At 65.3% G+C, this 25782-nt stretch carries 25 protein-coding genes; 8 read left to right on the forward strand and 17 right to left on the reverse strand.

Annotation, left to right across the window (positions count from 1 at the left end):
* Position 1 precedes the first annotated feature (1 nt).
* From B6S01_RS13155 to B6S01_RS13215, 12 genes are all read right to left on the reverse strand, one after another.
* Positions 2 to 865, reverse strand: coding sequence for an ArdC family protein (locus B6S01_RS13155; protein WP_030538909.1), 864 nt, complete (start codon positions 863 to 865; stop codon positions 2 to 4).
* A 169-nt stretch (positions 866 to 1034) separates the two neighbouring features.
* Positions 1035 to 3197: a hypothetical protein gene (locus B6S01_RS13160; protein WP_037466144.1), complete on the reverse strand. Its 2163-nt coding sequence runs from the start codon at positions 3195 to 3197 to the stop codon at positions 1035 to 1037.
* Entirely contained in the window at positions 3194 to 4981 is a 1788-nt protein-coding gene (locus tag B6S01_RS13165) for a hypothetical protein (protein WP_021224414.1), read from the reverse strand. The genes B6S01_RS13160 and B6S01_RS13165 overlap by 4 nt, the downstream gene beginning before the upstream one ends.
* A complete protein-coding gene (locus B6S01_RS13170) occupies positions 4978 to 6327 on the reverse strand; it encodes a tyrosine-type recombinase/integrase (protein WP_021224415.1) in 1350 nt (449 codons plus the stop codon). The genes B6S01_RS13165 and B6S01_RS13170 overlap by 4 nt, the downstream gene beginning before the upstream one ends.
* 157 nt (positions 6328 to 6484) lie before the next feature.
* Positions 6485 to 7309 (reverse strand): ArdC family protein, encoded by an 825-nt coding sequence (locus B6S01_RS13175; protein ID WP_051908359.1) that lies wholly within the window; start codon positions 7307 to 7309, stop codon positions 6485 to 6487.
* Positions 7310 to 8236: 927 nt separating this feature from the next.
* On the reverse strand, positions 8237 to 8533 hold the full coding sequence (locus B6S01_RS13180; RefSeq protein WP_037467285.1) for a DUF736 domain-containing protein: 297 nt from the start codon (positions 8531 to 8533) through the stop codon (positions 8237 to 8239).
* A gap of 384 nt (positions 8534 to 8917) precedes the next feature.
* Complete coding sequence (locus B6S01_RS13190) at positions 8918 to 10726, reverse strand: DUF6504 family protein (RefSeq protein WP_081570415.1); 1809 nt, start codon at positions 10724 to 10726, stop codon at positions 8918 to 8920.
* Positions 10644 to 11336: an ImuA family protein gene (locus B6S01_RS13195; protein WP_051908361.1), complete on the reverse strand. Its 693-nt coding sequence runs from the start codon at positions 11334 to 11336 to the stop codon at positions 10644 to 10646. Before B6S01_RS13195 ends, B6S01_RS13190 begins: the two co-directional genes overlap by 83 nt.
* Positions 11337 to 11601: 265 nt before the next feature.
* Complete coding sequence (locus tag B6S01_RS13200) at positions 11602 to 11946, reverse strand: DUF1810 domain-containing protein (RefSeq protein WP_322787650.1); 345 nt, start codon at positions 11944 to 11946, stop codon at positions 11602 to 11604.
* Positions 11943 to 12563 carry an SOS response-associated peptidase gene (locus B6S01_RS13205; RefSeq protein ID WP_037467232.1) on the reverse strand — a complete coding sequence of 207 codons (621 nt, stop codon included), beginning with the start codon at positions 12561 to 12563 and terminating at the stop codon, positions 11943 to 11945. The genes B6S01_RS13200 and B6S01_RS13205 overlap by 4 nt, the downstream gene beginning before the upstream one ends.
* 79 nt (positions 12564 to 12642) lie before the next feature.
* Positions 12643 to 13038 (reverse strand): type II toxin-antitoxin system VapC family toxin, encoded by a 396-nt coding sequence (locus tag B6S01_RS13210; RefSeq protein ID WP_037467235.1) that lies wholly within the window; start codon positions 13036 to 13038, stop codon positions 12643 to 12645.
* Positions 13038 to 13247: a type II toxin-antitoxin system VapB family antitoxin gene (locus tag B6S01_RS13215; protein ID WP_231568037.1), complete on the reverse strand. Its 210-nt coding sequence runs from the start codon at positions 13245 to 13247 to the stop codon at positions 13038 to 13040. Before B6S01_RS13215 ends, B6S01_RS13210 begins: the two co-directional genes overlap by 1 nt.
* A 161-nt stretch (positions 13248 to 13408) precedes the next feature.
* Here B6S01_RS13215 and B6S01_RS13220 point away from each other — a divergent pair, with 161 nt between their 5' ends.
* Positions 13409 to 13927, forward strand: coding sequence for an SOS response-associated peptidase family protein (locus tag B6S01_RS13220; RefSeq protein ID WP_037467239.1), 519 nt, complete (start codon positions 13409 to 13411; stop codon positions 13925 to 13927).
* Between the two features lie 471 nt (positions 13928 to 14398).
* Here B6S01_RS13220 and B6S01_RS13230 read toward each other — a convergent pair whose 3' ends face one another.
* From B6S01_RS13230 to B6S01_RS13250, 5 genes are all read right to left on the reverse strand, one after another.
* A complete protein-coding gene (locus B6S01_RS13230) occupies positions 14399 to 15640 on the reverse strand; it encodes a tyrosine-type recombinase/integrase (protein ID WP_037467244.1) in 1242 nt (413 codons plus the stop codon).
* A gap of 131 nt (positions 15641 to 15771) precedes the next feature.
* Positions 15772 to 16467, reverse strand: a complete 696-nt coding sequence (trmB, locus tag B6S01_RS13235) for a tRNA (guanine(46)-N(7))-methyltransferase TrmB (protein ID WP_037467247.1) — start codon at positions 16465 to 16467, stop codon at positions 15772 to 15774.
* Between the two features lie 95 nt (positions 16468 to 16562).
* Positions 16563 to 17768 (reverse strand): methionine adenosyltransferase, encoded by a 1206-nt coding sequence (gene metK, locus B6S01_RS13240; RefSeq protein WP_037467251.1) that lies wholly within the window; start codon positions 17766 to 17768, stop codon positions 16563 to 16565.
* A 59-nt stretch (positions 17769 to 17827) separates the two neighbouring features.
* A complete protein-coding gene (gene lnt / locus B6S01_RS13245; RefSeq protein WP_407695202.1) occupies positions 17828 to 19429 on the reverse strand; it encodes an apolipoprotein N-acyltransferase in 1602 nt (533 codons plus the stop codon).
* Positions 19396 to 20031, reverse strand: coding sequence for a YqaA family protein (locus B6S01_RS13250; RefSeq protein WP_037467253.1), 636 nt, complete (start codon positions 20029 to 20031; stop codon positions 19396 to 19398). The genes lnt and B6S01_RS13250 overlap by 34 nt, the downstream gene beginning before the upstream one ends.
* 116 nt (positions 20032 to 20147) lie before the next feature.
* On the opposite strand from B6S01_RS13250, the gene B6S01_RS13255 reads away from it, so the two are divergent.
* From B6S01_RS13255 to B6S01_RS13285, 7 genes are all read left to right on the forward strand, one after another.
* Positions 20148 to 20390, forward strand: a complete 243-nt coding sequence (locus B6S01_RS13255; RefSeq protein WP_037467303.1) for a hypothetical protein — start codon at positions 20148 to 20150, stop codon at positions 20388 to 20390.
* A gap of 1 nt (position 20391) precedes the next feature.
* The gene (locus B6S01_RS13260; protein WP_322788853.1) at positions 20392 to 21129 is read left to right on the forward strand and encodes a hypothetical protein; all 738 of its coding nucleotides are present in this window, start codon (positions 20392 to 20394) and stop codon (positions 21127 to 21129) included.
* A 150-nt stretch (positions 21130 to 21279) separates the two neighbouring features.
* Complete coding sequence (locus tag B6S01_RS13265) at positions 21280 to 21933, forward strand: glutathione S-transferase family protein (RefSeq protein WP_037467256.1); 654 nt, start codon at positions 21280 to 21282, stop codon at positions 21931 to 21933.
* A gap of 152 nt (positions 21934 to 22085) precedes the next feature.
* Positions 22086 to 22658: a hypothetical protein gene (locus tag B6S01_RS13270; protein ID WP_037467258.1), complete on the forward strand. Its 573-nt coding sequence runs from the start codon at positions 22086 to 22088 to the stop codon at positions 22656 to 22658.
* 118 nt (positions 22659 to 22776) lie between these two features.
* Positions 22777 to 24111: a DNA-packaging protein gene (locus tag B6S01_RS13275; RefSeq protein WP_407695203.1), complete on the forward strand. Its 1335-nt coding sequence runs from the start codon at positions 22777 to 22779 to the stop codon at positions 24109 to 24111.
* Positions 24112 to 24172: 61 nt separating this feature from the next.
* On the forward strand, positions 24173 to 24511 hold the full coding sequence (locus B6S01_RS13280) for a hypothetical protein (protein WP_037467309.1): 339 nt from the start codon (positions 24173 to 24175) through the stop codon (positions 24509 to 24511).
* A 113-nt stretch (positions 24512 to 24624) separates the two neighbouring features.
* Positions 24625 to 25752, forward strand: coding sequence for a phage portal protein (locus tag B6S01_RS13285; protein WP_037467260.1), 1128 nt, complete (start codon positions 24625 to 24627; stop codon positions 25750 to 25752).
* Positions 25753 to 25782: the final 30 nt, after the last annotated feature.

The following is a 25782-nucleotide window of genomic DNA, read 5'->3' on the forward strand; positions in this document are numbered from 1 at the left end:
ATTACGGCTGTCGGGCGTGCATCCAGTCGGCTGCCGCCTGCGCCTTGCTCGCCGCGGTGAAGATCGCCCGAGGCTCGTCCTTGAGCAGTTGCAGCCAGGAGGCGATGTAGGCCGCATGATCGGGTCGCGGTTCGTGCGCGATCCCAAGATCGGCGAGCAGGAACGATGCGGTCAGTTCGGCGGTCGCTTCCTCCATGGCGAGCGCGTGCCTGGTCCACTTGGCGCTGAAATCCCGGTCAAGCCGATGGGCTGCGCCACTGGCATGAGCCGCTTCGTGAATGTGGGTGGCGTAGAAGCCGTGGGCATCGTGGAAGGCGCTGAAATCCGGCATGTGAATGCGGTCTTCGGCGATATGATAATAGGCGCTGGCCGAGCCGTAGACAGTATCGATGCCGAGCGCGGCGATGAAGGCTTCGGCGGCGGCGAGGCGTTCGCTCTCAGGCAGGTCCGGCGCCGGTTCGGGCGCGTAGCCATCGACCTGATCGGCGTTGAACAGGCTGAACGCCTTGGCGAAAAGCCGTCGATGGTCGTCATCGCCGCCGGCGTCGTCACCCTTCGCGCGAAACTCCTTCCAGAGGACGCCGAGGCTGGCGTGCTCGCCCTTGCGGACCTGCGCGCCGAGCGCCTGCCACTGGCGATAGGTGCCCCAGACCCCGCTCGCGTAGCCGCTGCCATAGGCGGCCGCCCAGAGCGAGATCGTATTTATGCCGCGATAGGGCTTGCCGCTGGCGACGTTGGTCGGGCGGGTGACGTCGGCGCCAAAATGATGCCACGGCATGCGCCAGGTGCCGGTGCCGGCTTCGATGGCGTCGACGATCGCTTGCGTGACGCGAGCGTAGACGTCTGAGCGTGGTGAGGCTGACATGATATGTTCTCCGTTCTCGCGCCGGGGACCATCCCCGGCGGCGGAGGCCCGTTCGCGCCGGGCACAGGGGGGCTCGCGCACCCGTCAGGGCCGCAGCGAAGCGAAGGACGGCGAAGCCGTTGCGCGGGCGCGCCGACCGGCGCAGGACTCCGCCAACAGCCGGGGTGGTCTACGGCGCGGGAGGGTCGATCCCGGCAATCACCGCGGTCAGGCGATCAAGCTCGCGCTGGAGCGCCTGACGCTGGAGGTCGGAGATGCGCCGTTCGCGTAAGTGCGCCCGGGCATCGGCCGCCGCACGTTCCCAGGCCGGTCTGTGGCGGGCGGTGATGCAGGCGTTGGGGCAGCGGGTCGGTTCGCACAGGGCGGTAAGCGGCTGCGCGGGATCGGGGGTCGTCACGCGCTTGAGGCAGAGCGCGGTCGCGGGATCGAAGAAGCAATCCGCGAGCGGGCCGACATGGAAGGTGCGCGCGACGCTGGCGAGCATGACGCGCAGGCGGGCCCGATCGGCGATCATGGCGGGCAGTGGCCCGAGCTTAACGGCGGCATCGTCGAGGGTCCGCGCGATGCGTGGTCCCGCCGGTCCGCCGAGTGATGCGCCGCCCTGCCGCCGGTCGAAATAGTCCAGCAGATCGTCAATCTGACCGAGCCGGCGCTGCGCCTCGACCTCTGCGCGAAACCCCGATCCACTGGTCCCGGCATAGCCCTCGAAAGCGGCGACCGAGGCATGCTTGTACTGGATCATGCCGGCGATGGTGCCGAACGGACGGTTGGCGATGTGCCACGCGATGGTGCGCCGGAACTGCCGCGTCGTGATGCGCCACGGCTTGCCATCGGGGCCGGGTGGGATGACCGGCGCATCGGGGCTGCCGAAGACGGTGTTGAGGTGGTCGCGGAAGGCGTTGAGCTGGCGGACCACCTCGCTCGACAGATGCGTCTTGGTGACAGCGCGGGGACGAAGCACCGGCCAGAGCGTGTCGCTTCCAGTCTTCCGTGCCGCGTGTTCCGACAGCCGTTCGAGCACCGTGATCGCCTCGGCCACCGGTTCGATCGTCACCCAGCTCGCCGACTCACCGGCGCTCGATCGGCGCTTGTAGAGGGTCGATCGGACGCGTTGCCGCTCGATCAGGCCGTCTTCGCTGCGCGCGATCGAGAGGCAGCCGCGCCGCATCGCCTGGACCTCGCAGTCGCGCATGCCGGTCAGATAGGCGCATACGATATAGGCGGCGGCCTGCAGCATCCGCTCCTCGATCGCTAGGGTCTTCACGTCGAAGCGGGCACGCCATGGCCGACCGCTCTCGGGAGCGATCGAGATCGGCGTGTCCATGCCGCCGACCTCGGTACCAAGCGATGCAACCGCTTCGCGAATGACATCCGGTGCGCCGGTAGTGAGCATGAGATGCATGGCCGGCTCGGCGACGGCATCGATGCCGGCATGCAAATGGAGGAGATGGGCGTTGATCGGCGGGGTTGCATCCCCGGTGAGGGGATCGATGCGCGTGGCGCCGTTGTGTGCCGTCGTCCAGATGGGCACGCCGCGTCCTTGCCGGGCTCGGCGCGCGAGATAGCGCTCGAGGCGCGCGCGCTGCCGCAGGCGGCGCTCTGCATCAGGCAGTCCGCGTTCGGCGGCGAGCAGCCGAGCGCGGACTGCCTCGAGCCGATCGAGCGCGACCCGAGCCGCCAGAATATCGGTCGCGAAGGTCGTGACATAGCGCAGCGACCAGGCGAGCAGCGGCGTGACAATCTCCTCCGGCATGCGTGGGGTGCGGTTCTCGCGCACATGCCGATATCCGGCGACGCGCGCAGCCGCTTGCCCGGCCCACGGCTCGAACCCGAAACCGCCTCCAGGCAGGTGATCCCGGAGATGGTAGAGATCGGTGACCACCTGCAAGAGCTGGCCGACGATGACGGGGCGCCGCGCTGAATCATCCCGCAGGTGGCGCGCATAAGCGTCGATCAGCGCCTGATCGATGCGGCCCAGGTCGAGCCGCCCAAGCCGCTCGCGCGCGAAGGCGAAGAACCGGCGAGCCCGGTTGAATGCCTGTCGGATGCTGGCGGGCGGCAGCTTCGGGTGGTAGCCGGGAAGACCGACGTTGAGGCGGGCGTAGAGATAGGCGCGCATTGCCGCCTGCACATCGGCATGTTCGAGCACGTCGAAATGCACGGTGACGTGGCAGCGCCGAGCGTTCTCGCGGAAGACGGCGGGACCGAGATCCCAGGTCGGGTCGCCGACGTGCGACAGCTCCTCGCGGGCATGGCCCGCCTTGAGCGGCGCGCTCGCCAGCACAGGGCGATCGTCGAACGCGGGCACGAGGGCATGGACGGGCGTGGTCATGCGCGTGCCTCCGGCGGCAGATAGAGCCGTTCGCTCCCCATCTGCCGGCGCGCTTCGGCGATAACGGCATCGGAGAAGACCGGCAGGACCTGGACCGTGATCCGGGTGTGGACGCGGCCGAACTTGGCGGCCCAGTCGCTCGCCGGCAGGCTGCATCGCTGCTCTTCGACGAACGCGAGAAAGGCGAGGATCGCGGGGAGCTTGCGCGCGGTGATGACGGCGTTGGGACAATCGAGGCAGCCCCAGAAGGGCTGCGCGCAGGGCGAACCGGGCTCGGCGAAAGGACTGCTATGGAAGCCCGCGCAGGCGGCGAGCCAGACATCCTGTTCGCCGTCGAGCACCGGACCCACCGTATCAGCCGACATCAGCGACGCGACCTGTTCGGGCGCTTCGCGCAGCGCCTGCTCGGCGGTGGGTGGAAGCACGGTCGGCATCGCCGCAGCGACCGCTGCGCGGAAGGCATCGGCGACGGCCGCCTCGTGCAACGGCCGGAGCGACGGCAGATCGGCATAGTGGCGCGCCGCAACCTCGCGGGTGTGACCGACCGCGAAGCGGGCCATATGCCCCTCGGTCTTGGTGTACCATAACGCCTTGTGGGTCTTGCGCAGCCGGGAAAGCAGCAGATGGAGCGGCTTCCCATCATCGCCGGCGATACCATGGCGACGAGCCCAGGCGGCGAGTTGGAACTTGGGATCGACGATGCCGGCGCGAAGGCCGCCAACGTTGTGATAGAGCCAGAGGCAATCGTCGGTCAGATGCTCGCGTGCGACGGCGGTGACGTCGATCAGGCGACGCATGAGGCCGCCGGGTGTGCCGCTACCACCATCGCGGACCCGCATGCTCTTGTGCTCGGCACCGCGGGCGCGGCGCTTCAGATAGCGCAGCTCCACCGTGCCGGCATGCGGGTTGGTGAGACAATCCACGGTCAGCGTCTTCAGGCACTCCGGCTCGAGGCCGGTATCGAGCGTGAGCAGCACGAGCAGCGCCGGCAGATCGCGCGCGAGCAGATGATGGCGGCCATGCAGGTCGTCGATGAGCGTGCTGATCGGCAATCCGCGCCGCATGCGCATGAAATAGAGGCGCTTCAGCGCGGGCTGGTCTGCGACGATAAAGCCCTGCCGCGCGATGATCGCTTCGACATCGGCGCGCGCCCTGGCGACGACAGGGTCGCCCTCATCAGTGCGGTCGTCGGCGCCGAGGCGGCGAAGCATCGCTTCGATATCGGCCCTCGCGGCGTCGCGCAGCGCGCGGGCGACGAAGGGGCTATAGGCATCGCGCGGGGTCGAGCGGCCCGCCGAAGTGGCCAGCGTGTAGCGCAGCCGCTCATGCAGGTCGGGCGCGATCCGATCGGGCCGGTCTGCCTCGATCGCGCGCAGCGTGTTGATGACCTTGCCGACCGTTATGTGCCGGTGGATCGCGCCCATCCCACGCCGTTCGAGCGCGGACGCAAAGCCATCGATATGGACTGCGCGCAGGTCGTTGACGCCGGTCACCTCCGGCGCATCATCGCCAAGCCAGGCGAAGAAGTGGCGATAGACCTGAACATACTGCTTGATGACGCTGGCCGCACCGATGGGGCCGCCGAGCGCCGCCGATCGACGCAGCGCACCGGCGAAAGCGATGGCGAGTGGGCGAGGATCGAGCCCGGTCATATCGACTAGGACCGTTCCGCCATGCCGCGCCTCGATGGTGAACTTGAGGCCGAGCACAGGATCGGGCTGCGATCGCTCCGGCGTGATCGGCGCAAAGGCGACAGGCCGGCCCTTGCGGGGACGCCCGCTCATACGCCTTGCGGCCCCGGCAGTAACGCCAGCAGCTCCTCGACGGCCGCGTCCACCGTATCGGCGCGGGTCGCGATATGGTCGAGGTAGATATAGGTGGTGGTGAGGCTGGCGTGGCCAAGCAGGCGTTGCACCTGTTGCAGCGGGTCGCCCAGGATCAGCCGATAGCTCTCCACCGGCCCCACCGGCAATGCCGCTTCGCGCAGCCGCTGCTGGATCAGCAAGGCGAGCATATGGACTGCGAAGGCGTGGCGAAGCTGGTGCGGGCTGATCGACAGCGGGAAGCCGTTCTGTGCGCACCGCTTGCAGGCGCGGGTGAAGATCACCTCCCACGAGTTGGGGCGGACAGGCTGGCCGACCTCGGTCAGCCATAGCGCCGCCGGCTCGCGGGGCGTTCCATCCTCGTCGCACAGGATCAGGCGGCATCGTTCCTCCGGGGTGCAGATATCGCGCATGCGGTCGAGACCGGCGCGGGTGACAGGGATCGGTCGGTCGAAGCTGGCCGCACCGTCGCGCGCGGCGAACTTGGCCACGCCCGCGGCGCGCTCGACCGCGACATAGGCGGCGATCTGACGAAGCAGCCGGCGTGGGACCAGAACGCTGCGTCCGCGGTCGCCCTTGGTGAGCGGCGGCGGAAGGGGCAACCAAAGTTGTTGGACGTCACCGTCCTCGCGGTCGATCGCCGCGAGCTCGACGGTGAGCAAGCCCGACGCCTCTTCGAGGCGCAGGCCGGTGGTGACGAGAAGATCCGCGAACAGCGCGTTGCGCAGCCCATTACGGTCGCGAGCGCCGGGGCGCTCCGTGCCGTCAGGGGTGAGCCCGCGCAGGCCGACCTCGCGGAAAATGCGGTAGTCGTCCATCGTGACGAACCGGACATCCGATCGCCTGGCGACACGTTCATAGGCATCGTTGCGCGCCGCGATCATGCCGCGACGGCCACCTTGCGCCGGTCGCCACACGGCGCGGCGGCTGAACGGCGCGTCGGCGATCAACCCTTGCTGCTCGCCCCAACGGTAAAGGCGATCGAGGCTGGCGACGGCGCGGTTCCAGCTTGCCGCCGTTATCCGGTGATCGGCATCGTCGCGGCGTCGCTCACGATGATAGGCGTCGACATCGTCGCGGGTCGCAGCCCACACGGTCTTGCCGCAGGCATCGAGAAAACGAAGCCAGACTACGACATCATAGGCGTAGGCGCGAAGCGAGTGCCGCGAGCGGACGCCCGACAGCGGCAGGTCGAGAAAGAAGCGATCCAGATCGGGATCGTAGAGCGCGTCGTCGCGCTGGATCAGCGGCACATGCGCATCGAGGCCCCTGGCCTCGCGACGCTCGCAAACAGTAATGATCGACACCGGCGCGAAGCCCTCCCCCCGGACCCCCCACCCGGAAGCTGACCTTCACACCGATGCGCGCTATGGCCCGGCAGCTATCAGGCTGGCCTCCGCCAGCTCTTGGGTCAGCGCTACGGCCAGCCTGATTACTGCCTACCGTGGGCGTCCATCGCCGACCTTACTGCAATGTTGCGGACGGCGCAGACTGTCCAGATAACGCGACCAGTTCCTCGCGGGCATAGTCCTTCGTCCCGAAGCTGGTCCCGAATGTCCGGGCAAGACGCTTGGGATGGCCTGTCGCGTGAATCAGTTCGTGCAGACAGGTGCGATAATAGTCGACCTGCGCATAGAAAGCCGGTTGCGGCGGCACCTGCACAAAGTCTGCTGACGGAACATAATAGGCCTCGTCGCCGCCGATCCGGAAATCAACGCCGCTGGCGGCGATCACCTCCTCGGCGACCGGGATGATCTCACGTCCCGGGAGGGGAAGGGGATCGCGCGCAAGGCCGGGGTCAAGCCCCTCGCATTGCGCTACATTGAACAGGGTGAAGCGCTTGAGGAAGGCTATGGTCCTGGCTTGCCCACCTTCCGCAGCGACCCCCGCCTTCTCCTCGTCGGTGACGAACCGGTCGGCGTAGGCGACCATCGTCCCCTGTTCGCCCTTGCGAACATTGCCGCCTGCCTGCAACGCTTGGCCATAAGTCAGCCAGCCCTGCGAGGGCCAGCCGTTCGCGATGACCGCGCCCCAGAGCATGAGAATATTGACGCCCGAATAGGGGCGACCGGTGATGGCGTTGCGGGGCAGAGCAGGTCCAGCGCAGGCGGTGCTGTCCCATGGCTGAACCCATGGCAGGCGTCCCTCTTCCAGCTGCGATATGATTTTGGCTGTGACTTCCTCGTAGAGGCTTTTGCGGTTGGTGCCTTCACCATCTGCTGCCCGCAACTTGCGTTCCTTCCTCGCTCCGGGAGCGGAACGGGCCTTTCCGTTGATCATCTGGTTCATGCCTGTCCTCCAAGCCTGCCCAAAAACCACAAGGCCTCCCCGGAAAGCGGGGGTGGGCGGCGATGAGCGGACGGGAAGGCCCGCTGGAGCGGCCGGCGGCACCGGCAGGGGCGCAATGCACATGGAGCACCCCAAGCGTAGCGCCGGGGTTGCCGCAGGCCGCGGCGGGACTATCCGGGAGCGACGCCCGCTCCCGCGTTTCGGGAGAGGCCTCATCATCACGCCGTCGCGGCAAGCGCCGCAGCGACCATGGATAAGCCCGGTCCACAGGACGGGGCGTCGCGCCAGTGATCGTCACCGCAGGCCAAGACCCGGAGGGGCTTGGGGGCGAAGCCCTAGAGCACGGTCGGAAGGAGGCGCCGGAATGACGCTCTTTATGGAATGGACCTCACAAGAGGACGCCGCGGCCACAGGGAGTGATGGAAGCTCGCCCTGGAAGGTTGGCGAGGCATCTGTTCGCATCATGTGCCGGAGCGCGTGTTTGCAAACATCGATGCCGAGGAGTTTGATCAGGCGAATTTTGCGAGCCCTTTCCGGCGGTGGCAATCTTATCGGGATTGTCCGGCCGGCTGGATGAGCCGCTGGCTTGAGGATTGACCCGACGATCATGCGCCATGCGTGCATTGGGCGCTCCGGTTCGTGAAGCAACCGGGCTAAGACGTCGGAACGGACCGGCGGTCATGTCCTTGCCCATAGGAAGACATGCCGCCGTCCGCAGGAGGCCATGAGGACGCGACTCAAAACGTCAGCATGACCTGACCCGTCGGCAAGCTCACCCGCCGGGCTGTCCATATGATGATCTATCCGGAGGGGTGCAGCAAGTCTCCACGGTCAAGGCATTTGGCTTAAGACGGAGAGCAGCATCCTATCTGGTTTCCCAGCTGCACGCGAAAAGGGGCGCCCCAGACCAGCGGGGCGCCCCTCGGCTTATCGTGACCAGATGAGGTCGCAGGTCTTGCCATCCTCGCGCAGGACTAGCGAGGCGTAGACCGGAGCGGGGAAGCTTGGATCGTCAAACTTGCACGATAGATACTCCGATCCTGCGGCGGAGACCTTCTGCCAAGCCGCGCCAACGTCGGCATCGCCGGCGTAGAAGCGGTAGTCAGGCGCCTTGTCGGTTTCCTTCTCTGCCGGACGGAGGGTGACGCCGATATCGAGTGTCAGCGTCTTGATGGTGCCGGCAAAGCCGGCTTGGGTCTTGGTGAGTGTACCGATGATAGCCATGTTCATTCTCCTTTGCGGAAGGCCGCGCCCTTTGCGACCTCGATGGCGCCGAGAGGGGCGGAGGCGCGGTGACGGCATGCGAGATGCACCGCAGCGGCAGCGAAGGACCCGAAGCGCCGGCATTTTGTTTCGCGATGCAAAGCTGGCACGCCGGCGGCGGAAAATGGCGGCAGGCGCAGGGTTGCCGTCCAACCGCGAAGGCGCAGCCGGCTTCGGTCAGGCAGCCATCCCAGGAGAGGTCGGAAGGGCCGTTCCGCAGCTTTGGGAACATGTGCTGGGCGGCCCTCGATCCGAGCCCGGTCAGATCGAGCACCATTTTAGTGCGTGCGGGTCCGCGCAGGAAGGAGAAGTGGCTGGTGACCTGCAATTCGACATAGCGCGCCATCAGCCGAACATCCCGTGCATGAACCAGCTGAGATTGCCGGTCTCCGCGTCGACGCCATCACCGCGTCGGAAGAGCCAGAAGCGTTCGCCGCCTGCCGCCTCCGCCCGGAAATAATCCCGTACCGCCCACATTTCGTTCTCGTTCCTCCACCATTCGCCATGGATGCGCTCGGGGCCGTCGCCGGCGATGACGCGGTAGCTCTTGCCGCGCCAGGTGAAGCGGTGCGGCGGATGGTCGGGCATCAGAGCAACGACATGGACAAGAAGTTCAGGGCGCCTCAGCATCCGCACCGGCCGTTTCCAATCGGGCCAGCCCAGCGGCATTGCTAGCGGCGCGACACGCCGCACCGCCCGCTCGGGCACATCGCTTTCGTAGGACGAGAGGCGGAAGGGCCTGTCCGGCTCGATCCTGCCGGTCAACTGATCGATGAGCGGCGCGATGTCGCGCGGCCGATGATCATCCCCGCCAAGGCCGGCCTCTATCGTCTGGGCTGCGAGCGTCTCAACGCGCGGCGCGGCAAGGGTCATCGCTTCGATCCCGAGGCCTGGATCGATCCGCTCGACGCGCATGGCGAGCATGCGCTTCAAATGTAGGGGCTCGCGGGTCGCCCGGGCGGTGCCGATGGCGATGCGCTGCTCGCTGCCGTCCACGATCAGGCAGGCAAGATGCGCTGTGCGCAGGCCAAGGCCGCGTTGCTGCAGCGCGATGACCAGGTCCTCGATGAGATCGCCGATCACCTGGATGATCGCCTCTGCCGTGCCGATGGGCTCAAGCAGCCGCCGTCTCACGCGGGGCGCCTCGAACGGCACCACCGGGATTATGGGTTCGGCCGCCATGCCGCGCGCCTGGTCGAGCCGTTGCACGGTCGTGATGCCGAGCCGCCGGGCAAGGGGCGCGCGCGGCATGGAATAGAGGTCCGCTATCCGCTCGAGACCAAAGCGGGCGGCTGCGTGCAGCGCTTCAGGTTCAAGGCGCAGTGCGGCAAGCGGCAGATCGGCAAGCGCCTGCGTCTCTTCTCCCGGCGGCAAGAGCGTGATGGGGGCGCCGCCGTGGCGCGCAAGTGCATAAGCGGCGCCCCCCGTCCCCGCGACCGCGATGCTGGCGGTAAAGCCCAGCCGCTGCAGAAAGCGCAGCAGCCGGCGGCAGAAGCGCTGCTCGCCGCCGAAAAGATGGGTGGTCCCCGTCAGGTCCAGCCAGAGACCATCGGGATCGCAGACGCTGGCCGTCGGCGTCCAATGCCCCACCGCATGAAGGGCGAGGCGATCGAGCCAGGCGCGGTCGGCATCCGGCTCGGCGTCGCGGACCTCAAGCTCTGTCACCAGCGCGCGAGCGTGGGCCGCCGCCATGCCAGGCCGTAGACCAAGATCCAGCGCGACCGGGCAGGCCGAGGTGACAATGTCGCGCTGCCCGGAGCGGGCGATCAGGATAGTGGGCCTGCCCCACAAGCGCCTCCAGCTTATCGCAGGCGCTGAACCGCCGCCGCCTTCACCGGGTGCCATGGCCTTGAAGGGATGCTCGGCGGCTTCACTCCTGCGGCCCATCTCGCGCATGGACGGACGTTGAGGAGCCGGCAAGGCGTCGATGTCGGACTGGTTGGGCTTATGTCCTGGCGCTCCTTCTCGCGCCCAGCGCGCACCGGGCCGCCAGCCGCCGCCGCGCGGCACGGAGCATGCGCCTGGATCATCGTCGATCGGCCGCGCGAAACGGGGCGCGGCCGGGACGTGCTCAAGCGGCCTGGCTGGCCGCTCCAACCGCCGCAATCGCTCGATGGCGAGTTGCGGCAGGTAGAGCGAGGCGACCCGTGTCATCGCACGCTTCCAGTTCGAGGGAGAAGGGGACGCCGTTACGCTGGCGAACCAGCTCGACCGACCAGCGGGCGCGGCCCACCCCCGGATGAGGAAGGGGCGCAGAAGGTAGGCAGCCGATCCGCCAGCGTGTCATCGCCGAGGAGAGCCCGCTCAAGGGACAGCGCTCGCGCAACCGATGGCGCCGGTAGAGCAGGATTGGGGTCTTGCCGTCGGAAGCCGCGAGTTGCAGCCGGCGGGTTGCGGTCTGATCCGCCGCCTTCACCTCCGCAATGACGCAGGCCAGTGATCCATCGCGCAGGGCATCCTCCGCCATGGCGAGAACGGCGCTGTCCTTCAGGCCTTGCGCATAGAAAATCCGGTCGGGGCCAAGGCCCACCTGTTCAAGACCTGGGGCATAAAGGTCAAAACGGCTCAAGGCCCAGAAAATCTCGGCCTTCTCGCGCGCCGCGAAGCGCGCGGCAATACCGGCGGCAAAGAGAGTGGCGGCGGCATCGTCGTTCAGCGTTGCCGAAGCAGCGGCAATCTCATGCAGGCCCGCGCCATGCAGACCATGGTCGGCAAGCCGGTCATCCATCTCCGGCAATCCGAAAGGCAGCGAAGCGGCCTGCACCGAGCAGCTCTGCCCGAGGCTCGCGCGAAAGGTCGCAACAGCATCAGCTGAGGCTGATCAAGAGAAAGAGAAGGGTTGGGCATGGGAACATATCGACTCAGATGTTCCCTTTATGTTCCGTTGTCGCGCGGGATTCGTCAAGGCTGATGAATCCTGCCGCTCCAGTCTCTTGGCGTGGCTTATCGGCTCAACCTTTGAGCATCTGCAGCGTTGCTGGATCCCGCGCACCGTCAAACCAGCGGTCCAGCGCCTCGGCAAAGAGCGGCTAAGGGTCAGCCCACTCGAACAGCGTCAAAGAGGAGCGCAGCTTCGTGGCGTCGACAGAACCCAAGACCGCGGCCGGGTCCTGGCTCCTGAGTGCCTGCAGCGCCGACACGCACTCGAGATAGCGGGTGCCGAGCAAGCCATGGGCGAGATAGGCACGGGCTTCGGCGAGCGAGGCAATGCCGTAATAATGGGCAGTCGGGCTCTGGCCCAAACCACGAAGCTGCGGGAAGATGAACCACATCCAGTGCGAGCGTTTTGCACCCGCCCGAATTTCCGCCAAGGCCGTATCATAGATTTCAGCCTGCGCCTCGACGAAGCGCGCGAGGGTCGCATCGGCTGTCATCGAACGAGCCCTCCCTGTGCGGGTGGGGCACCATAGACCTGGGTGACGGGCAGGCTACCCGGCGGCAGCCAGCGCAGTACCTCATTGGTCGGCACCGTCGGATCAAGCCAGTCGGCCCATTGGTCGCGGGTGAGCGGGATGATCTGGCGATGATGATAGGGCGCAACGTCGGGGCCTGCATCCATGGTCAGCATCGTGAACGCCTCGCCAGCAGCGCTCTCGCGCCAGATGCCCGCGATGCAGAACCATGGGTGATCCCTCATGGTGAACAGCCATTTGTCGAGCCGCTTCTGTTTCGGGTCTGCCGGGTCGGTGAATTCATAGAAGCCGTCCGCCAGGATCAGGCAGCGGTGCGAACTGAATGCGCGTCCCTCGCTGCGGAAGTTGTAGACAGGTTTGCCCCTCGGGCCGGGCCAGCTCCAGCGCCTGTTTACCAGTTCGCCGATGCCCCGTTCGCCTTCAACGGAACGGAGGATGGGCGCTATGTCGGTGATCTTGATGTCCTCGCGCGCGGGCACATTGGGCGCGCCTTCAGGCATTTTGATCTTGATCTGCAGATTTTCAAAATCCTCGGCGATCGAGGCGATGTCCACCTCAAGGCGGTAGTCGTTGCACATTGCATGATCCTCACCAGCTGCGCCTCTTGCTCCCGGCCATTCAACAAACAGGGTTCGTCTTATGGCGGGCCTTGCTCCTCTAGGCTGTTTCGATGTCGGTCTGAGGAAAGTCGTCGCCCTTGTAGAGGAGCGGCACGCCGGCAATCCGGGCACAAGCATAGGCAAAGCAGTCGCCGAAGTTGAGGGAAGCCGGATGCCGTGACTTCCCGTAGCGATCATAGGCATCGATCGCGTGATCTCGGGCCTCTGGCGGTACCGCTGTGACCTGAATTTCGGCAAGGGCGAGAAATTCCTCTACGGCTTCATGAGCGTGACGAACCTCCAGGTCGAGAATCCGAGAAATTGCTAGGACCGTCTCCCAGACTGCGAGGGGGGATGTGATACGGACGCGCGCCTTCTGGAGGCGAGCCAACAGCTCCGGAGCGTCGCCTTCGGCAGCCAGTATCGATGTAAGAGCGGACGCGTCCACAAACATTATGGTTCACCATAGAGGCTGTCGATAAATTCCTTGTCGGCCGTTCGTCCCGCAGCAGGTCCCGCTTTTGCACGCAGGGAATGGGCAAACGCCAATCCGCGTTCCACCAGCGAAGGCATTTGCTGCTCGCGCTCGAGCTCGTGTCGCAACGCCCGGCGAACGGCTTCGGTCTTGCTTATTTTTTGCAGCATCGCCAGACGCTCTGCCATCCGGTTCACTTCATTATCCTTGACGTAAAGTGACATGGGATATCCTCCGATAAGTTGGATATACTTTATATATATCAGTGGAACAACACCCATCGACGCTGGAACGAAAACCGGTCGCGCCGCGCCTTGCTGCCGACCGTCGTTCTCTGTATGTTCCTATTATGGACTCGAGCGCAACTCCATTCGATACGGCCGCTGCGGGAAGCCGGCGTGCGATCATCAGGCGAAACCCCAATGACGCAGCTGAGATCGAGATGATCGAGGCGGTCTGGGGTTCCAATCCGCAGTTCAGCGACGGCATTTCCTATGAGTTCATCCGTGTTGAAGGAAAGCGCTTCGCCAGCAACCGCTGCCTGGTACCGGCGTCCGAATTCCATATCCGCAATGGTGAGAAGAAATTTCGCGCCTTCAGGGAAGACGGCAATTTCTTTTATTTGGCTGGGATCTGGGAGCCGCCCATGGGTGACTGGCCGGTCAGCTATCGTATCCTCACGGTCGATGCCAATCCCGAGGTAATCCGCTATCAGGCTCGCCATGGAGCGATTATCGAGCGGCGTCAGGTCATGCAGTGGTTGGACCTGAGCCGTCCCGAGTCAGAACTGCTCGTGACGCCACCGGCTCAGATGTTCCGAATCGAGGAGATTTTGACGAAACCGGTTCAGACCAGCCTCGCCTTCTGATCGAGGCAGCGAGCGTGCGGGGATGGGTCACGGTAGCCAGTACGGTCAAGGTTATGCCGAGCATCCGCTAGCGTGATCGGCGGTGAAAAACGGCACGGCCGAACATCGCAAAGGCGGCGATGAACGCCCATCGGAACCCAAAGGCCAAGACCTCGGTCGGCCAAACCGGATGGCCGCCATAGCGAGCGATCGATAGCGTGAGGGCACTAAGAGTGACGAGCGCCAACAGGAGCCAGATCGGGCGGGGATGCATGCCTCGCACTGCCACGGCTGACGGCAAAACTCCAGATCGCGCTGCGCCAATTTGTCCAGCGAGCCGATTGGGCAGTTAGATGTATGATTCGGAAATCCTGCCCCCGCGAACTGAAAGTGACCGATCGGGCCCGCCGCAGCAAACCTCTCCCATTGGCTTTGCAAACCCGACCCCTCCCGGTCACATCCGCCGCTCTCCGAGTCACAGGACGCACGAAATCATGCGATCAAACGGAGATAGTCTTCGCTCGCGATATCAGAATCTACTGCGATTATCTGCGACAAGTGATCGTTCCAGGCCTCAAGCGCGGCTCGCTTTTCATCGCGCCAATCATGCCGTTGATAGATGCCCGCCACGCCGGATCGAGCTAAGCCTACGTGATTTAGCACAGCCTCGGTAACTTCGAAGCGGACACCCAGACGTTGAAAATTCGTCGCCAGGGTGCGTCTGAGATCATGCAAACGCCAGGGGGGCAAGGCGGACCCGCGTTCTGCCGTGATTGCGCGGTCCACCTTCAATTTACCTTTGTGATAGCCGGTGAATGAGCCGCCCCTGGAGGTCAAAAAGAGCCTTCCATGACCGGGCCACTGCGCTCCCCCGGCGACGTCATCAAGGACGCGGATGGCAAGGTCGTTCAAGGGGATCGTATTCGCCTTGCCATTCTTCGCCCGTGTGCCGGGAAGGGTCCAAAGCTTTTCGGCGCGATCGAGCTCCTCCCATGCAATCTTAGACACCTCTTCTCGGCGTTGGCCAGTTACTATGAGGAGCCGAACTATCGGACCGAAACAAGGATCTGCTATAGGAGCGTGCTTCCAGATTCTTTTAAGCTCATCGTCGGCGAGCCAGCGCTCCCGTGGCGTGACAGGAGGCGGCGTCTCCATACCTTCCGTAGGACTGCGCTCGAGATCGCCTCGGCTGACGGCCCAGCGAAACATGCGTCTGATCACTGCGAAGACATCTCGCCGCTTGGCGATCTGACTGACGGGCATGGCGTCGAGAACAGCGGCTATGTCGGATCGGGTGATCTGCGGCAGCGGTTTGTTCTTGAGTATGGGCTTAACATGCAGTCGGAGGGAGCGCTTGACCATTTTTGTCCACCCCTCTCCCCTCACTGAATTACCGAAGAGATCCGCGTAGTTGGAGAAGGCGAGATCGACGGCCTCCCGCCGCCGCAATTTGTCTGCTTCGACCGGGTCTCGGCCTTGCGCGACAAGGATCAGGAGGCGCTCTGCTTCGGTGCGAGCGGTCGTCGGTGTCCAGGGGGATCCGTGCCTACCAATTGTATATCGCCGCGTAGCAGCCTCACGGCCGCCCATCCTGTATTGGAGGACGTAGGAGATGGCTCCTGATTTGGTAAATTTGGCCCCGAACCCTTTGGTATCGAGGTCCCAAACAAAGCCGATATAGCCTTGGGACACCAACGAATCGACGGTCCGCTTTGTGATTTTTCCATTCGCCAACTTGGGGCCTCCCGCCTAGCGTGCCGAGTAATCACCGGGTAATCACCGTAGCGGAAAACACTGCTAAAAGACTACCAGGCTGGCGTAGGCAGGTCAGAAAAAACCTTTCTTTTTCAACGCTATAATACGATCTACCTACGTCTCCAGCGCACATACCACACTTCGTGGCCCAGGCTTCGGGCCTTGGCTTCGTAGCGGGTTTCGGGCCAGCCGCCGGGGCGGGTGAGGAAGTCCTTGGGATCGTTCGCCAGCCAGTCGAAATCGGGATGGCCGTTCATCACCATCAGCGCCCAGCGAAGATAGACCGGATGATCGGTGCCGAAGCGGAACTCGCCGCCGGGTTTCAGCTTGCGCGCGATCATTCCGACCGGGCCGGGGTTCATCATGCGGCGCTTGGCGTGGCGCGCCTTTGGCCAGGGGTCGGGATGGAGCAGATAGACGAAGCTCAATGCCCCGTCGGGGATGCGCGAGAGGACTTGCAGCGCGTCGCCCATATGGACGCGGACATTACCGAGCGCCTTGTCGCGAATATGGCCGAGCGCGGTGACGACGCCGTTCAGGAATGGCTCGCAGCCGATGAAGCCATGGTCGGGCAGCATATCCGCGCGATAGGCCATATGCTCGCCGCCACCGAAGCCGATTTCAAAATGGAGCGGGCGGTCGTAGCCGAAAAGGTCGGCGGCGGTGATTTCGCCTTCTTCGGGGACCGAGACGGCGGGGAGCAGCGTATCGACGAGTTGCTGCTGGCCTGCGCGGAGCTTGTGCCCCGACTGGCGGCCGTAAAGGCGGTTGAGCGTGGTGGGGTCGCCGGATTTGTGCGCGGTCATGGGCGCGCGCTTAGCGGGACGGAGCCATGGGGGCAAGGGCAAGGCGCGCAGGGATTATCTCCCCGCGCGCCTTGGTCATTGAGCAGCTTTGAGCGTTAGAGCGCCGCCTTCAGCTTTTCGATCAGGTCGGTGCGTTCCCAGGGGAAGAAGTCGCCTTCGGGCTTGCGGCCGAAATGGCCATAGGCGGCCGAGGGGCGATATATGGGCTTATTAAGGCCAAGATGCGTGCGGATGCCGCGCGGGGTCAGGCCGCCCAGTTCCTTGATCGACTTGATCGCTTCTTCGATCTTTGCATCGTCAACGCTGCCGGTGCCGTGGGTATCGACATAGAGCGACAGCGGCTCGGACACGCCGATCGCATAGGCGAGCTGGATCGTGCAGCGGCGGGCAAGCCCGGCGGCGACGATATTCTTCGCCAGATAGCGGGTGATGTAGGCGGCAGAGCGATCGACCTTGGTGGGGTCCTTGCCCGAAAATGCGCCGCCGCCATGGGGCGATGCGCCGCCATAGGTGTCGACGATGATTTTGCGCCCGGTGAGGCCAGCGTCGCCATCAGGCCCACCGATTTCAAAGCTGCCGGTCGGGTTGATGTGATAGACGGTTTCGTCGCTGAGCAGGTCGCCGGGCAGGACTTCGGCGATGACGCCCTTCACATAGTCCTTCAGCTCGGCTTCCTTGGCGCCCGTGTCATAGCCCGGCGCATGCTGGGTCGAGACGACGATGGCGGTGGCGGCGGCAGGCTTGCCATTTTCAAAGCGCAGCGTGACCTGGCTCTTGGCGTCCGGTTCCAGGAAGGGCGCGCGGCCGCTGTGGCGGTCGGCGGCCATCTTCGCCAGGATCTTGTGGCTGTAGTCGAGCGTGGCGGGCATGAGGTCGGGGGTTTCGTCACAGGCGAAACCGAACATGATGCCCTGGTCGCCCGCGCCTTCATCCTTGTTGCCCGCGGCGTCCACGCCCTGCGCGATGTGCGCGGACTGGGCGTGAAGGTTGTTTTCGAAGCGGAAAGTTTCCCAGTGGAAGCCGTCCTGTTCATAACCGATGCGCTTTACGGTTTCGCGAACGGTCCGTTCGATCTCTTCCTGCGCACCGGGCGCCCATGCGCCGTCTTCATAGACGCCCTTGCACCGGATTTCACCAGCGAGGACGACGAGCTGGGTCGTGGTCAGCGTTTCGCAGGCGATGCGGGCTTCGGGGTCCTTGGAGAGGAAGAGATCGACGATGGCGTCGGAAATCTGGTCCGCAACCTTGTCGGGATGGCCTTCGGATACGGATTCCGAGGTGAAGAGATAGTTGCTGCGCATGGGACTCCCGTTAGCAGGCTGGCTTGAAAAGCGACATAAAGAAAAGTTTATGTGCCCTATTAGCTTTTCGTTCTGGGGATGGCAATGGCCAGACCGGCAAGCAGCATCATGAACAGGATGGACGCCCAGTTGCCCAGCCGCGCGAACAGCGTTGGGGGCAGGGCTGGCGGCAGCGCGCCGTCGAGGAAACCGGCGCGGTTCAGGCCCAGCGCGCGCAGCACATGGCCGCGCGCATCGACGACGGCGGAGACGCCGGTGGGGGTGGAGCGGATGATGGGGATGCCCTCTTCAATGGCGCGCAGGCGGGCTTGCGCGAGATGCTGGACCGGCCCCCAACTGCCGAACCAGGCGTCGTTGGAGGGGTTGAAGAGGAAGGCGGGGCGATTGGCCGCGTCGATCACCTGCCCTGAGAAAATGATTTCATAGCAGATCTGGACGCCCATCTTGATTTCCGGGCGGCCTAGCGTGGCGGGCAGGGGCAGGCTTTGCGGGCCGGGGCCGGGCCAGAAATCGGCGTCACCGGGCACGAGGCGCGACAGGCCGATTGGCTGGAGCAGGGCGCGCATGGGCAGATATTCGCCATAGGGGACAAGGTGCGCCTTGTCATAGCGGCTGAGCAGCTGTGCCTGGGGCGAGACGATAAAGAGGCTGTTGTTCGCGCCCGCCAGCGCGTTGGTGGCGACGCCATTTTCCTCCACCTGCTTGAAATAGACCTTCGTCGCGCCGGTCATCAGCAGGTCGCCGGGACCGAGCAACGCGGCGAGGCGGGCGCGCCATAGCGGTTCCATGTCGAGATAGGCGGGGATCGCGGCTTCCGGCCAGAAGATGAGGCGGGGGGCGGGCCGCTGTTCGCCGGACAGGCGGGCGAGGGTGCGGAAATGCGCCTCCTCTAGCTCCGGCGAATATTTTTCATCCTGGCCGATGTTCGGTTGAACGACGCGAATGCGCGGTGCGCCTGCGGGGGTCGGCGGCGCGGGGGCAAGGAGGCCCCAGAGCGCGAGGGCGCAGAGCGGCGCGGCTATCGCGGCGGCGGGGAACCAGCGGCGACGGAGGCCTAGCAGGATGGCTCCGGCCGCGAGGATCGTCAGCGCGCCGAGGCCATAGGTGCCGATCAGCGTCGCCGCGATGGCGATGCCGGTGGGGAGCAGCGTGACGCCGAGCGGGTTCCACGCAAAGCCGGTGAAGGCCACGGCGCGCAGATATTCGCTGGCGATCCAGCAGGCGGCGAAGAGGAGGATGAAGGGAAGGCCGCTGCGTTCGGCCCGGAGCAACTTGCCGGACAACCACCACGCGCCCAAAGCCGCAAGGGCGGGATAGACGGCGAGATAGAGCGACAGGATGACCACCGCGCTATAGCCGAACCAGTGCGGCATCGCGTCCTGGAAGCTGAAGGCGTGGGCGATCCAGTTGAGGCCCAGCGTGAAATGGCCAAGGCCGAACAGCCAGCCGCGGGTGAAGGCTGCGCGGGGCGCGGGTGCGCGCGCGATAAGCCAGAGGAGCAGCGCGAGGCAGGCGAGGGTGACGGGCCAGAGCCGAAGTGGTTCGAAGCCGGTGGCGGCGAGGAATCCTGCGCCAAGCGCGCCGAGCCGGGGATAGCGGGCGAACATGTCCTGCATGGACCGAGCGATCAGCGCAGCGTGGCCATGGTGGCGCCGCTGCATGCGTCGCTCTTGTCCCCGCCGCCCGACAGCATGGAGGCCGCGATGAAGCCGCCGACGACAAGGACCAGGAAGGCTGCGGAGAGCAGGCCCAGATATTTTTCGATGAACGCCTTTATGGGGCGACCGAATTTCCAGAACAGAAAGCCCACCAGCATGAACTGGAATGCGCGGGACAGGATGCTCGCCCAGATAAAGGTGAAGAGGGGGAGGCCGATGAAGCCCGCAGTGATGGTTATGAGCTTGAAGGGGATCGGCGTCGCGCCCTTCACCAGGATGATTTCCGCGCCATATTCGCGCAGATAGCAGGCGGCGACCGGGAATTTGGAGGCCAGGCCAAGGGTGTCGAGTATCTGCTGCCCGACCGCTTCATAGAGGAAAAAGCCGATGGCATAGCCAAGCATGCCGCCCAGCACCGAGGCGAGCGTGCATATGACGCCAAAGCGGATCGCGCGTTCCGGCCGGGCAAGGCACATGAGGCCGAGCAGCGGATGCGGCGGAATAGGAAAGAAGCTGGATTCCATGAAGGATATGACGAAGAGCCAGCGTTCGGCATGGGCGTGGGCGGCTTTGGCCAGCGTCCACTGATAGAGCTTGGTGAGCATCGGTGGCGGACGTAGCGGAGATTGAAACCGACCGCCAGCGCTTTCCTTTTCATGACAAAGGCGAAATTGTTGACCCGGTGCGGGGCGCCTCTAGAATCGGGGCAAAGGAGAAGGTCATGCTAGGCATGGGAGAGGGCGCATGCTCGTTTGAATTCAACACCGATCCCGCGACGTTCAAGGTGGGCGACACAGTGAGCTATCGCGTGACGGGGAGCCTTGAAGGCATGCCCTTTGTCGGCACGCTGCTGGAGGTGCATGAGGATCATGTCGTGCTGACGTCCGATCCGGAGGATAAGGCGAGCCGGATGCGGGCGACGCGCGAAAGCCGCCCGGTCGTGCGCGAGGAAGACATATGCTGAGGTGACGGCGTTGACGCGCGGGCGGCGTGTGGGCAAGACCCCATTTCCGCATCAGCAGCCCGGCCGTTATTTCGTGACACTGACTTCCCCATCATGGTCCAGGGTGCGCGAGCGCGGCGGCGGCCTGCTGTTTGCGCTGGGGCTGAATGGTTTGCTGCTGCTGGCGTTGCTGACGCTGTCGCCGCAGCCTGAGCCGCGGGTCGAGGATCCCCGTCAGCCGGTGACTTTCGAAATGGCCGCTGCGCCCGAAGCCAGGGCGGAGAAGAGCGAGCAGCGGCAGGAGAAGCGGGCCGAGGCGGCGGAAGCGCGCAAGCCCGCCGTCGTCCAGCCGCCCAAGCCATTAGAGACGCCCACGGAAGAACGGCCCGCGACGTTACCCTTCCTGCAACTCGACCGCGCGCAGATGGCGTCAGCGGACATCGGCAAGATGGCGCGCAAGGATGTGGGCGAAGGCGCATCGGGCCAGGGGGACAGCCGCATGGCGGCTGGGCCGGGCGAGGGGCCGGGCGGCGTGCATCTGTTCGAGGCGGAATGGTATCGGCGGCCAAGTCATGCGGAATTGTCCACCTATCTGCCCGCGAGCGCGCCGGGCGACGGATGGGGGCTGGTGGCCTGCAAGACGGTTGAGAATTTCCGTGTCGAAAATTGTCAGGCGCTGGGCGAATCGCCGCAAGGGTCGGGCTTTGCACGGGCGGTGCGGCTGGCCGCGTGGCAGTTCATGGTGCGCCCCCGCGCGTGAACGGCAAGCCGATGATCGGCAGTTGGGTGCGGATCAGAATCGATTACAGTCGCAAACTGGTGGACGGCGGCGCGGCTGGCATGTGATTTAGGTTGCGTTTCGATACTTGTTTGGCATGATCCGCCCATTGACCGATCCGGGAGGAATATCATGATCATCTATGGTGCGCGGGTTTCACCCTTTGTCCGCAAGGTCATCGTCTTCGCCGCAGAAAAAGAGCTGGCGGTAGAGGTGAAGCCGGGCGGGTTCGGGCAGGGCGGGGAAATCTTCGCCCAGGCATCTCCCTTCGGCAAGATACCGGCATTTCAGGATGGCGATTTCCTGATCAGCGACAGCAGCGCGATCATAACCTATATGGATGCTGTCCAGCCTGAACCGAACCTGATCCCGCTGGAGCCGAAGGCGCGGGCTCGGACAATATGGTATGAGGAATTTGGCGATACCATCGTGCAGGCGGCGGGCGCTGCGATCTTCTTCAACCGCGTGGTCGCGCCGCTGATGGGCATGCCGCAGGATCTGGCGGCGGCGGAAAAGGCAGAGGCCGAAGCTCTGCCGCGCGTGCTGGATTATATCGAGAAGACATTGCCTGACAGCGGTTTTCTGGTGGAGGATCGATTTACGTTGGCCGACATCGCGGTCGTGTGCCCGCTGATGAATGTCGGCTATTGCGATACGGTGCAAATCGCGGATCGTTGGCCAAAAGTTGGACAATGGATGGAGCGGATGCGCGCGCGCCCCAGCTTTGCCGCTGCCCTGGAGATTGAAATCCCGCAGATCGAGAAAATGAAGGACAAGCTGAAATAACCTATTTGGAACATTTATCTTGACATCGTCACGCTGTTCTGGCAGGAATGTCGATATTGGGAGTTGTGAGTCGCCGCAGCGGTGACGAGGCAAGGGCTGGTCCGGTTGGACCGGCCCTTTTTGCTTGGGGATGAGCGGGAGGACAGCGTGGCATGGCAAAGCAGGAGGACGGAGCCGGGACGAGGCGTTTTTCCGGGAAGGCGAGCGATGGCCCGGACCGCGTCCTGACTGTGCAGCGCAGCCAGCGCGGTGCGGCGGGAAGCGGAGCGCAGGTCAGGGCCGTGCGCAAGGATGGTTGGACAGAGGCGAGGCGCAAGAGCTTCATGGAAACGCTGGCCGCGACCTGCAATGTCAGCGAGGCGGCGCGGGTGGCCGGCAAAAACCTGTCGAGCGCCTATTATCAGAAGCGGCGCGATCCGGGCTTTGCGCGGGAATGGGCGCAGGCGCTGAGCATCGGTTATGCCGAGTTGGAGGCCCTGCTGCTGCGGCAGGCGCTGTTCGGGACGGAGCAGGAAGAAGTGGTGCTGGATGCGCAGGGGCAGGTGAAGAGCCGCAAGCTGAAGCGCGGGCATCCCAATGCGGTGGCCGTGCGGCTGCTGGTGCAGCATCAGCGCGAAGCGGCGGGGAGGATCGCGGCGGATGCGGTCGACAGGCCCGATGGCGAGGATGCTGTCGAACGGCTGCGCAAGGCGCTGGAGAGAGTGCGGGAGAAGAGGGGGGATTGAGTAGGGATCGATGTTTCGCGTCGGCCCCTGCTCATCGCCAAACATTCAGGCTGCCAGTGACGCAAAGGAAGTGACTGACGACGAAGTAGAGGCTGAGCGCGGGAAGGGAGCAAGGCCTGTGGGGGGCATTTCGGATTTCGAGCGGTTGGCGGCGCTGCCCGACGAGGCGCGCGAGCGGGTGTTGGCCGGGCTGAACGGCGCGGCGGCGCAGGCGTTGGCGCATGATTGGGAATGGCTGGCGCGGCCCGAACAGTTGGCGCCCGAAGGCGACTGGCGCATCTGGCTGATGATGGCCGGACGCGGATTTGGCAAGACGCGGGCCGGAGCGGAATGGGTGCGCGCCATCGCCGAACGGGACGGGCGGGCGCGGATCGCTTTGGTCGGCGCGACGCTGGGCGAGGCGCGCAGCGTGATGGTGGAGGGACCGTCCGGGCTGCTGGCGGTTGCGCCATGGTGGAACCGGCCAGCCTTTTCTCCCGCGCTGCGGCGGCTGATATGGCCCAATGGCGCGATGGCGCTGCTGTTCGGCGCGGCGGACGCGGAATCGCTGCGTGGGCCGCAGTTCAGCCATGGCTGGGCGGATGAGATCGCCAAATGGCCGGGCGGCGAGGCGGCGTGGGACAATCTGATGATGGGCATGCGGCTGGGCGATCGGCCGCGCGTGCTGGCGACGACGACGCCGCGCCCGGTGCCGCTGGTGCGGACATTGGTGGCGGGGAAGGACAATGGCGTCGTGGTGACGCGCGGGCGAACGGCGGACAATCTGGCGAACCTGGCGGATGGCTTCGTGGCGGCGATGGAGCAGAGCTATGGCGCGACGCGGCTGGGGCGGCAAGAACTGGAAGGCGAGCTGATCAGCGACGTCGAGGGCGCGCTGTGGAGCCGCGACCTGCTGGAGCGGTGCCGGGTGGCGCATGTGCCCGAGCGGGAGGATGGCGGCGCGCTGCTGTCGCGGGTGGTGGTGGGCGTCGATCCGCCAGCGTCCGCGCATGGCGATGCGTGCGGGATCATCGTAGCGGGACTGGGCGGCGACGGGCGCGCTTATGTAATTGCCGATGCAAGCGTCGAGAAGGCGACGCCGGAGGGCTGGGCCCGCGCGGTCGCGCAGGCGGCGGCGCAGCATGGCGCGGACCGGGTGATCGCGGAGGCCAATAATGGCGGCGCGATGGTGGAAAGCGTGCTGCGCGCGGCGGAGGCGGCGCTGCCGGTGCGGCTGGTGCATGCGAGCCGGGGGAAGTCGGCGCGGGCAGAACCGGTGGCGGCGCTGTATGAGGCGGGACGCGTGCGGCATCGGGGGGCCTTCTGGACGCTGGAGGATGAGATGTGCGGGCTGGTGGCCGGTGGCGGCTATGTGGGGCCGGGCCGGTCGCCCGACCGGGCCGACGCGCTGGTGTGGGCGCTGAGCGAACTGATGCTGGGACGGCGCGGACAGGCGCGGGTGCGGCCGGTGTGAGGAACCGCGCCGGCTTGCCCGGCGTACTGTTGCAGTGAATTTTGTGTGAGGAGTGAAGGTCATGAAGCTGGCCAGAATCATGATGATAGCCGCTGGCGCGACGCTGGTTGCGACGCCGGTGATGGCTGCGTCGCTGAGCAGCAAGGAACGGGCGCGTGTGGCCCGCGCGGCTCCACGGGACAGGGATGATGTGCGCTATTGCCTGTTGCAGGCGAAGAAGGGGCGTGATCGCGGGACTGTGATCGGCGCGGCTGGCGGTGCTGGCGTGGGCGCTTTGGCGGGCGGCAACCTGGGCGAATCCCTGCTGGCTGGCGCGGCGGGCGCCGTGGCGGGGCGTGTGATCGGAAAGAGCGAGGGAACGAACGCGGAGTGTGATCGGGTGTTGCGGCGTAATCCTTGAGATGAAGGGAGAGGGCGTTCCCCTCTCCAGGTTATGGTAGGCGGCGAGCCGCCAACCTTCACCATCCTCTCCCCTGAACGGGAGAGGATTTTGTTTTTGTGGCGGGGGCTTTCATGAAATTGTTCGGGGCGAAGGCGGCGCGTTCGGGCGCGCGGCCGGTGTTGGCGCGTGCCTGGGGATCGGGCGCGATGGCTTTGGGGGAGTGGCCTGCTTCCTATGAGGCGCAGGTGCGCGCCGGGGTGATCGGCAATCCGGTGGCGCAGCGGGCGTTGCGGCTGGTGTCGGAAGGCGCGGGCGCGACAACGCTGGCGGTGAATGGGGTGGAGGATGCGGAGTATGGCCGTGTGGCTTCGCTGTTGACGCGTTGTTCGGCGGGGCAGGGGCTGGTCGAGACACTGGCGAGCCATTTGATGCTGCACGGCAATGGCTATGTGCAGGTGATGGCGGGCGCTGACGGCAAGCCTGCCGAGCTATATGCGCTGCGGCCCGAGCGGGTGAGCGTTGAGGCTGACGCGCGAGGGTGGCCTGCGGCTTATCTCTATCGCGTGGGGGATAGTGTGACGCGGTTGATGCCGGAGGATGGCGTTGGGCGGGCTTCGATCCTGCACCTGAAGGCGCTGCATCCGCTGGACGATCATTATGGGCTGGGTTGTGTCGGCGCGGCGGCTGGGGCGGTGGCGATCCACAATGCGGCGACGGTGTGGAACAAGGCTCTGCTGGACAATGCGGCGCGGCCTTCGGGGGCGATGGTCTATGATCCGGGAGACGGGTCGGTGATGTCGCCTGAGCAGTTCGAGCGGGTTAAGCGGGAGATGGAGGTCGCTTTTTCCGGTGCGGCCAATGCGGGGCGGCCGATGCTGCTGGAGGGCGGGCTGGATTGGAAGGCGATGAGCCTGACGCCGGCGGAGATGGATTTCGTCGGCCTGAAGGCTGCGGCGGCGCGGGAGATTGCGCTCGCCTTTGGCGTGCCGCCGATGTTGATGGGCCTGCCGGGCGACAATGCCTACGCCAATTATCGCGAGGCGAACAAGGCGCTGTGGCGGCAGACGATATTGCCGCTGGTGGGGAAGATCTGCGGCGGGCTGGCGCAGGGGTTGCAGGGGTGGTGGCCGGGGCTGACGCTGGCGGCGGATATGGATGCGGTGCCTGCCTTGTCGGATGAGCGGGCGGCTTTGTGGGAGCGGGTGGCGAGCGCGGATTTCCTGACGGCGGACGAGAAGAGGGCGATGCTGGGGATTTGAGGTTCGCGCAGAGGCGCAGAGGGCGCAGAG

This window comes from Sphingobium herbicidovorans, assembly GCF_002080435.1.
GTDB classification, from domain to species: Bacteria; Pseudomonadota; Alphaproteobacteria; order Sphingomonadales; family Sphingomonadaceae; genus Sphingobium; species Sphingobium herbicidovorans.